Raw genomic sequence first — 6,168 nt, forward strand, 5'->3', positions numbered from 1 at the left:
CGAGGAGGCTCCTGCCGAGGAGGCCGTCGCGGACGACGAGCCCGCTGCCGAGGAGCATGTCGCCGAGGAGGAGGCTCTCGCGGAGGACGAGGCTCCCGCAGAGGAAGCCCCGGCATCCGACGAGGCGCCGGCCGACGAGCCCGCATCTGAGGACGCCCCGGCCGAGGACGAGGCCTAGCCTCGCATGCCGGGTCCCGAAGACACAGAGAACCTCGTCCGCTATCTCGTGACGTCGCTCGTCGACGACGCGGAGGCGGTCGACGTGACGCGCAAGGACGACGACGACTCGACCGTGATCACCATCGCGGTGGCCCCCGACGACACCGGCAAGGTGATCGGCCGCCAGGGCCGCATCATCAAGGCCATCCGGGTGCTCGCGCGCGCCACGGGCTGCACCGGCTCGCACGAGGTCGACGTGGAGGTCCTCGGCTAGGGCCGATGGACGGCTCCGGGTTCCTCGCGGTCGCACGCGTCGTGAAGCCCCACGGGCTCGCAGGCGAGCTGGCCGTGATGCCGCTCGTTCCCGGCGAGTTCGACGTTCCCGCTGGCGCCCAGGTGTGGTTCGTCCCGCCTCCCGACGGTCCGCGTTCGGGTGTCGTCGAGTCGGTCCGCCCCGGCCCGAAGGGGCCGCTGCTCAAGGTGACGGGGATCGACGCGCCCGAGTCCGCGCGCGCAGTCGCAGGATGTACCGTGCTCGCGCGCGGCGCGCAGGTCCCTGCGCTCTCCCAGGCCGCGTGTGCATTCGACCCGGTCGGCAGCACCGTCACGGACGAGGCCCGCGGCGTGATCGGCACGGTGACCGATGTCATCGTGACCGGGGCCAACGACGTGTGGGTCGTCGACGGCCCGCTCGGCGAGGTGCTCGTTCCGGTGATCGACGACGTGGTGCTCGAGGTGGACGAGGACGCGTGCGTGATCCGCGTCCGGCTCCTGCCGGGGCTCATCTTCGGCGAGCACGAGGAGGCGTGACGTGCGCATCGACATACTGAGCGTGCTGCCCGACGTGTTCGAAGCGCCGCTGTCCGCCTCGATGCTCGGGATCGCGCGCAGCTCGGGCGCACTCGATCTGCACGTCCATGACCTCCGCGGCTGGGCGCTGCCGGGGGTCCACCGGCAGGTCGACGACGCCCCGTACGGCGGCGGACCCGGCATGGTGCTGCGCTGCGAGCCGGTCTTCGACGCGGTCCGTGCCATCAGCGCGGAGGGACCCCCACCGCTGGTGGTCCTGCTCACCCCGCAGGGCCGCACGCTCGACCAGCCGCTCGTCGAGGACCTCGCCGCGCGTGAGCGCCTCCTGCTCGTTTGCGGGCGGTATGAGGGTTTCGACGAGCGCGTCCGCAGCCTCGCCGACCTGCAACTGTCCATCGGCGACTACGTGCTGACCGGCGGCGAGCTGCCGGCGATGATCGTCGTCGACGCCGTGGCACGCCTGTTGCCGGGCGTTCTGGGCGGCGAGACCTCCGCCGAGGAGGAGTCGTTCTCGTGGGGCCTGCTGGAGTATCCCCAGTACACGAGACCTCCACAGTACGAAGGTATGCGTGTCCCGGACATCCTGCTCTCCGGCGACCACGCCCGCGTGCGCGCGTGGCGCCGCACGGAGGCGGTGCGACGGACGGCGCTGCTCAGACCGGACCTGCTCGACGCCGCGGACCTCACGCCGGAGGAACGCGACCTCGTCGACCGCATCACGACCGAGAGCACCGCCCTCGAGGAGACGGAGTGACCGTGCGCGACGAAGACGAGATGACCTGGGACCGCCCGAGGGCCGACGCCGGTATGCCGACCATCGAGCCGGCACGTGCCCCCGACGAGGACCCCAGCGCGGACGAGGGCGACGCACCCCACGCGAAGGAGACGTCCGCGCTCACCCGCTGGCTGACTCCCGTGCTCGGCCCGACCGGAGCGGGCGCCGTCGCCTGGATCGTCGAGACGGCACTCCTGCTCGCCGCCGCGTTCCTCCTCGCACAGGTCGTGCGCACGTACGTGGTCCAGCCCTACGTGATCCCCACCGGATCCATGGAGCCGACCATCGCCATCCAGGACCGCGTCCTGGTCAACAAGTTCGTGTACCGCTTCCGCGATCCGCGGCCAGGCGAGGTCGTCGTCTTCACGGACCCGTCGGGCGAGACTCCCGCGCTCATCAAGCGCGTGATCGCCGTCGGCGGGCAGACCGTCGAGCTCAACGAGGGCTCCGTGGTCGTCGACGGGCAGGTACTCGACGAGCCGTACACCCACGGCAAGCCGTCCGAGCTCGGCAACGTCGCGCTCCCGTTCACCGTGCCCGAGGGCCAGATCTGGCTCATGGGCGACAACCGGGTCAACAGCAAGGACAGCCGCTGGATCGGCGCACAGCCGCTCACGGAGGTCCAGGGCCTGGCGTTCGCGACCTACTGGCCACCGGACCGCATCGGCGCCCTGCGCTAGGAAGGGCTAGGAAGGCTCGCGGGACGCGGGTGGGACGCGGCTCGCGCGGACGCGTTGCCTCGTACCACGAGCCTCGCTATACTACCCACTCGTGCCGTCGGCGGCCGTGCCGCATGACGTCGCGCGAACAGACAGCATCGAGGCAGAGGTAGCACCCATGGACAAGATCCGCCAGATCGAGGCGCAGCAGATGACCCGTGACGACCTCCCGGCGTTCCAGGTGGGCGACACGGTCAAGGTCCACTACAAGATCATCGAGGGCAACCGCGAGCGCACCCAGGTCTTCCAGGGCGTCGTGATCCGCCGCCACGGCGCGGGCAACCGCGAGACGTTCACCGTGCGCAAGGTCAGCTTCGCCGTCGGCGTCGAGCGCACCTTCCCGGTGTGGTCGCCCAAGATCGAGAAGATCGAGATCACCGGCCGCGGCAAGGTCCGCCGCAGCAAGCTGTACTTCCTGCGTGACAAGGTGGGCAAGGCCGCCCGCCTCAAGGAGCAGGCCTACTAGGGCATGGCCCGCCCGACGGTAGCCGAGTGCCGCGAGCTTCTCGCGGCCTGTGCTCCCGGAGAGCTCGACGCACTCATCGAACGCCTGTCCGGCGACGACCGGGCGGGCGTTCGTGCTCTTGCCGATGCCGCGTGTCGCCGGCGTGCGGCAGCGCGTGCCGAAGGCGAGCGCCTCGATGGCCTGCTCAAGCTGGAGCGGTCGCTGTCTGCGGGTGGCACCCTCGTGGTGGCGGGCGTGGACGAGGTCGGCCGCGGCGCGCTCGCCGGACCGGTCACGGCCGCAGCAGTCGTGCTCGGCGACGCCCCGCTGCCGGCCGGGCTCAACGACTCGAAGCGGCTCACGCCGGCGCGCAGGTCGCAGATGGCCGCACTCCTGCGCGACGGGTGCCGTGCGTGGGCGGTGGCGCACGTCTCGCACGAGGCCGTCGACGCCATCGGGATCGCACGCGCCACCCGTCAGGCCATGCAGGAGGCGCTCGCCGCGCTCGAGGTAGCGGCGGATCACGTCATCGTCGACGGCCTTCCGATCGGCGCGCACGCCTCCGAGACCGCGGTCGTCAAGGGTGACTCCAAGGTCGCCTGCGTCGCAGCGGCGTCGATCGTCGCGAAGGTCGCCCGCGACGATCTCATGGCGCGCCTCGGCGAGCGACACCCGGGCTGGGACTTCGCCGTCAACAAGGGCTACGGCACGCCTGAGCATCTCGCCCGCGTCGCCGAACAGGGCCCGTGCCCGGTCCACCGGCGCAGCTTCCTGCGCAACGTCATCGAACCGAAGCTCTGGTGACGCCCTTCTCGCCTCGCTGATCCGCGATCCTGCCGGTCTGACCTGCACGGTTGGTTCCTGTTTGGTGTCCGCTCACACCGCGTCGTCATCCTCGCTCTCAAGGGAGAGGGGGGATGCGGCATGACCGAGACCCACGCATCCGAACGGAACGACGTCGGCAGGAGGGGTGAGGACGCGGCCGTCGCGTACCTCGAGCGCTCGGGGATCCGCGTGCTCGAACGCAACTGGCGTTGCCGTGCCGGGGAGATCGACGTCATCGGGACCGACGGCGCCACGCTCGTGCTGATCGAGGTGAAGACGCGCCGCACGGTTGCCAAGGGCAGTCCCGAGGAGGCCGTCACACCGACCAAACGGCGCCGCATCGCACGGGTGGCGGCGGGGTATCTCGCCACACTGGCCGAGCAGCCGCCCGCTGTGCGCTTCGACGTCGTCACGCTGTTCGTGCTCGGCCCGGAGCGTGCGTTGCTCCGGCACCACCGGGCCGCTTTCGAGGTCGGCTCCTGATGCAGGCCGCCGTCATGACCGCCACCATCGTGGGCGTCGAGGCCGTGCCGGTGGAGGTGCAGGCCGACGTCTCCTCGGGGCTGCCCGGGTTCACGGTCGTCGGCCTCGGCGACACCGCGGTCATGGAGGCGCGCGACCGCGTGCGCTCGGCGGTCCGCGCATGCGGCTTCGAGTTCCCCAACGCGCGCGTGACGGTGAACCTCGCCCCGGCGCCGCTGCGCAAGCACGGAACCGGCTTCGACCTCCCGGTGGCACTGGCGATCCTCATCGCGACGAGGCAGGTGCCCTCGGCCTCGGCGGACGGTGCGATGGCGGTGGGCGAACTCGCGCTCGACGGAACGGTCAGGGCGGTCCCGGGCATGATCGCCTTCGGCCTCGCGGCCTCCCGTGCCGGCGCGCGGCTGCTCGCCGCCGGCGGCCGCCACGGGCCTTGGGACGGCGTGCCGGGGCTGTCCCATCGCCCGCTGCGGCGCCTCACCGAGCTGCGCCATCCGGACGCGGCCGCGCTGCCTATCGCCACCACGCTGACCGCCGGCACGGACGAAGGGCCTGACCTGGCCGACGTCCGGGGGCAGTGCCACGCCAAGCGCACGCTCGAGATTGCGGCCGCCGGTGGCCACAACGTGCTGTTCATCGGCCCGCCGGGTGCGGGAAAGACCATGCTCGCACGCAGGCTCCCCGGGATCCTGCCGCCGCTCACGGACGCCGAGCGACTCGAGACCGCCGTCGTCCACTCGGTCGCGGGATTGGATGAGGGCCCCGCGCTCGCCGGCGTCCGCCCGTTCCGCGGACCGCACCACACCGCGAGCGTCGCCGGCCTCGTCGGAGGCGGCTCGCCGCCGCGGCCGGGCGAGGCCTCGCTCGCACATCACGGGGTGCTCTTCCTCGACGAGCTGCCCGAGTTCGGTCCTGCCGCGCTGCAGGCGCTTCGGCAGCCGCTCGAGGACGGATACCTCACGCTGGTACGCGCCGAAGGGAAGATCCGGTATCCAGCTCGCTTCAACCTGGTCGCCGCGATGAACCCGTGCCCGTGCGGCTTCTTCGGCGACGACGTGCGTCGCTGCACGTGCCGCGCCGGCGACGTCGAGCGCTATCGCGGGAGGATCGGCGGTCCGCTCCTCGACCGGATCGACCTGTGCGTGCGCGTGGAGCGTCCCGCCGCGGGTGCGTTGCTGTCCGACGACACGGCAGAGACGACAGCGGCGGTGCGCGAGCGCGTGCTGGCCGCGCGTGAGCGCGCCGCGGCTCGAGGTGGTGAGGCCGCGCGCCTGTCCGGCGCCGCGCTGCTTGCGTCGTGCGAGCTGACCCTACAGGCCCGCCGTCAGCTGGAGGTCTCTGCGTCGGCGTACGACCTGTCCGGTCGCGGGATCACGCGTGCGCTCCGGGTCGCACGGACGATCGCGGACCTCGAGGGGGCAGCCCGCGTGTCACCGCTGCACGTGCGCGACGCCGTGTCGTATCGGATGGTGGACCGGTGAGCGGACCGCAGCGCTGGGAACTCGCTCTCGGGGAGGGAGGGTACCCCGAGCAGCTCCTGCATCTGAACTGCCCGCCGCGCCGGCTCTATGGCATCGGCGACCCCACCGCGCTCGAGCCGGGGCTCGGGGTCGTGGGGGCGCGCCGCGCGACGCCCTACGGGATCCACTGCGCCCGCGAGTTCGCCGGCTGGGCCGCGGCGGCAGGCATCGTGGTCGTGTCCGGGGCAGCCATCGGCTGCGACCTCGAGGCGCACCGAGCGGCACTCGACGCGGACGGGATCACGGTCGCGGTGCTCGGCTGCGGCGCCGACGTGGACTACCCCTCGTCGGCCGCGAACACGCTCGCGCGCATCCGAAGGACCGGGGCCGTCGTGTCGGAGATGCCTTGGGGCAGCCCGGCGCACCGGCGCGCCTTCGTGCCGAGGAACCGCATCATCGCGGGGCTCTCCGCCGCACTGCTCGTCGTCGAGGCGG

Annotated in this window: 10 protein-coding genes; all 10 read left to right on the plus strand. The window is 72.1% G+C overall.

The features are described 5' to 3' along the window. A partial coding sequence (locus tag FDZ70_05455; protein ID TLM77458.1) for a 30S ribosomal protein S16 occupies positions 1–178 on the plus strand: 178 nt, incomplete at its 5' end. A gap of 6 nt (positions 179–184) precedes the next feature. After that, on the plus strand, positions 185–433 hold the full coding sequence (locus FDZ70_05460) for a KH domain-containing protein (protein ID TLM77459.1): 249 nt from the start codon (positions 185–187) through the stop codon (positions 431–433). A gap of 5 nt (positions 434–438) precedes the next feature. Then, positions 439–969 (plus strand): 16S rRNA processing protein RimM, encoded by a 531-nt coding sequence (rimM, locus tag FDZ70_05465; GenBank protein ID TLM77460.1) that lies wholly within the window; start codon positions 439–441, stop codon positions 967–969. Between the two features lies 1 nt (position 970). After that, on the plus strand, positions 971–1,723 hold the full coding sequence (gene trmD / locus FDZ70_05470; protein TLM77461.1) for a tRNA (guanosine(37)-N1)-methyltransferase TrmD: 753 nt from the start codon (positions 971–973) through the stop codon (positions 1,721–1,723). 53 nt (positions 1,724–1,776) lie between these two features. Next, positions 1,777–2,424: a signal peptidase I gene (gene lepB / locus FDZ70_05475; protein ID TLM77467.1), complete on the plus strand. Its 648-nt coding sequence runs from the start codon at positions 1,777–1,779 to the stop codon at positions 2,422–2,424. 157 nt (positions 2,425–2,581) lie between these two features. Beyond that, positions 2,582–2,929, plus strand: a complete 348-nt coding sequence (locus FDZ70_05480; protein TLM77462.1) for a 50S ribosomal protein L19 — start codon at positions 2,582–2,584, stop codon at positions 2,927–2,929. A 3-nt stretch (positions 2,930–2,932) separates the two neighbouring features. Beyond that, positions 2,933–3,712 carry a ribonuclease HII gene (locus FDZ70_05485; GenBank protein ID TLM77463.1) on the plus strand — a complete coding sequence of 260 codons (780 nt, stop codon included), beginning with the start codon at positions 2,933–2,935 and terminating at the stop codon, positions 3,710–3,712. A 120-nt stretch (positions 3,713–3,832) separates the two neighbouring features. After that, a complete protein-coding gene (locus FDZ70_05490) occupies positions 3,833–4,216 on the plus strand; it encodes a YraN family protein (protein TLM77464.1) in 384 nt (127 codons plus the stop codon). Beyond that, positions 4,216–5,694, plus strand: a complete 1,479-nt coding sequence (locus FDZ70_05495; protein ID TLM77465.1) for an ATP-binding protein — start codon at positions 4,216–4,218, stop codon at positions 5,692–5,694. Before FDZ70_05490 ends, FDZ70_05495 begins: the two co-directional genes overlap by 1 nt. Then, a partial coding sequence (locus FDZ70_05500; GenBank protein TLM77466.1) for a DNA-processing protein DprA occupies positions 5,691–6,168 on the plus strand: 478 nt, incomplete at its 3' end. The genes FDZ70_05495 and FDZ70_05500, both read left to right, overlap by 4 nt.

It is taken from the genome of Actinomycetota bacterium (assembly GCA_005774595.1).
In the GTDB taxonomy this organism is placed as follows: Bacteria; Actinomycetota; Coriobacteriia; order Anaerosomatales; family D1FN1-002; genus D1FN1-002.

Bases quoted from the DNA above. Each gene is read 5' to 3' on its own strand.
- FDZ70_05460 (TLM77459.1), top strand. From the start codon at position 185: ATGCCGGGTCCCGAAGACACAGAGAACCTCGTCCGCTATCTCGTGACG.
- rimM (TLM77460.1), top strand. From the start codon at position 439: ATGGACGGCTCCGGGTTCCTCGCGGTCGCACGCGTCGTGAAGCCCCAC.
- lepB (TLM77467.1), top strand. From the start codon at position 1,777: ATGCCGACCATCGAGCCGGCACGTGCCCCCGACGAGGACCCCAGCGCG.
- FDZ70_05480 (TLM77462.1), top strand. From the start codon at position 2,582: ATGGACAAGATCCGCCAGATCGAGGCGCAGCAGATGACCCGTGACGAC.
- FDZ70_05485 (TLM77463.1), top strand. From the start codon at position 2,933: ATGGCCCGCCCGACGGTAGCCGAGTGCCGCGAGCTTCTCGCGGCCTGT.
- FDZ70_05490 (TLM77464.1), top strand. From the start codon at position 3,833: ATGACCGAGACCCACGCATCCGAACGGAACGACGTCGGCAGGAGGGGT.
- FDZ70_05495 (TLM77465.1), top strand. From the start codon at position 4,216: ATGCAGGCCGCCGTCATGACCGCCACCATCGTGGGCGTCGAGGCCGTG.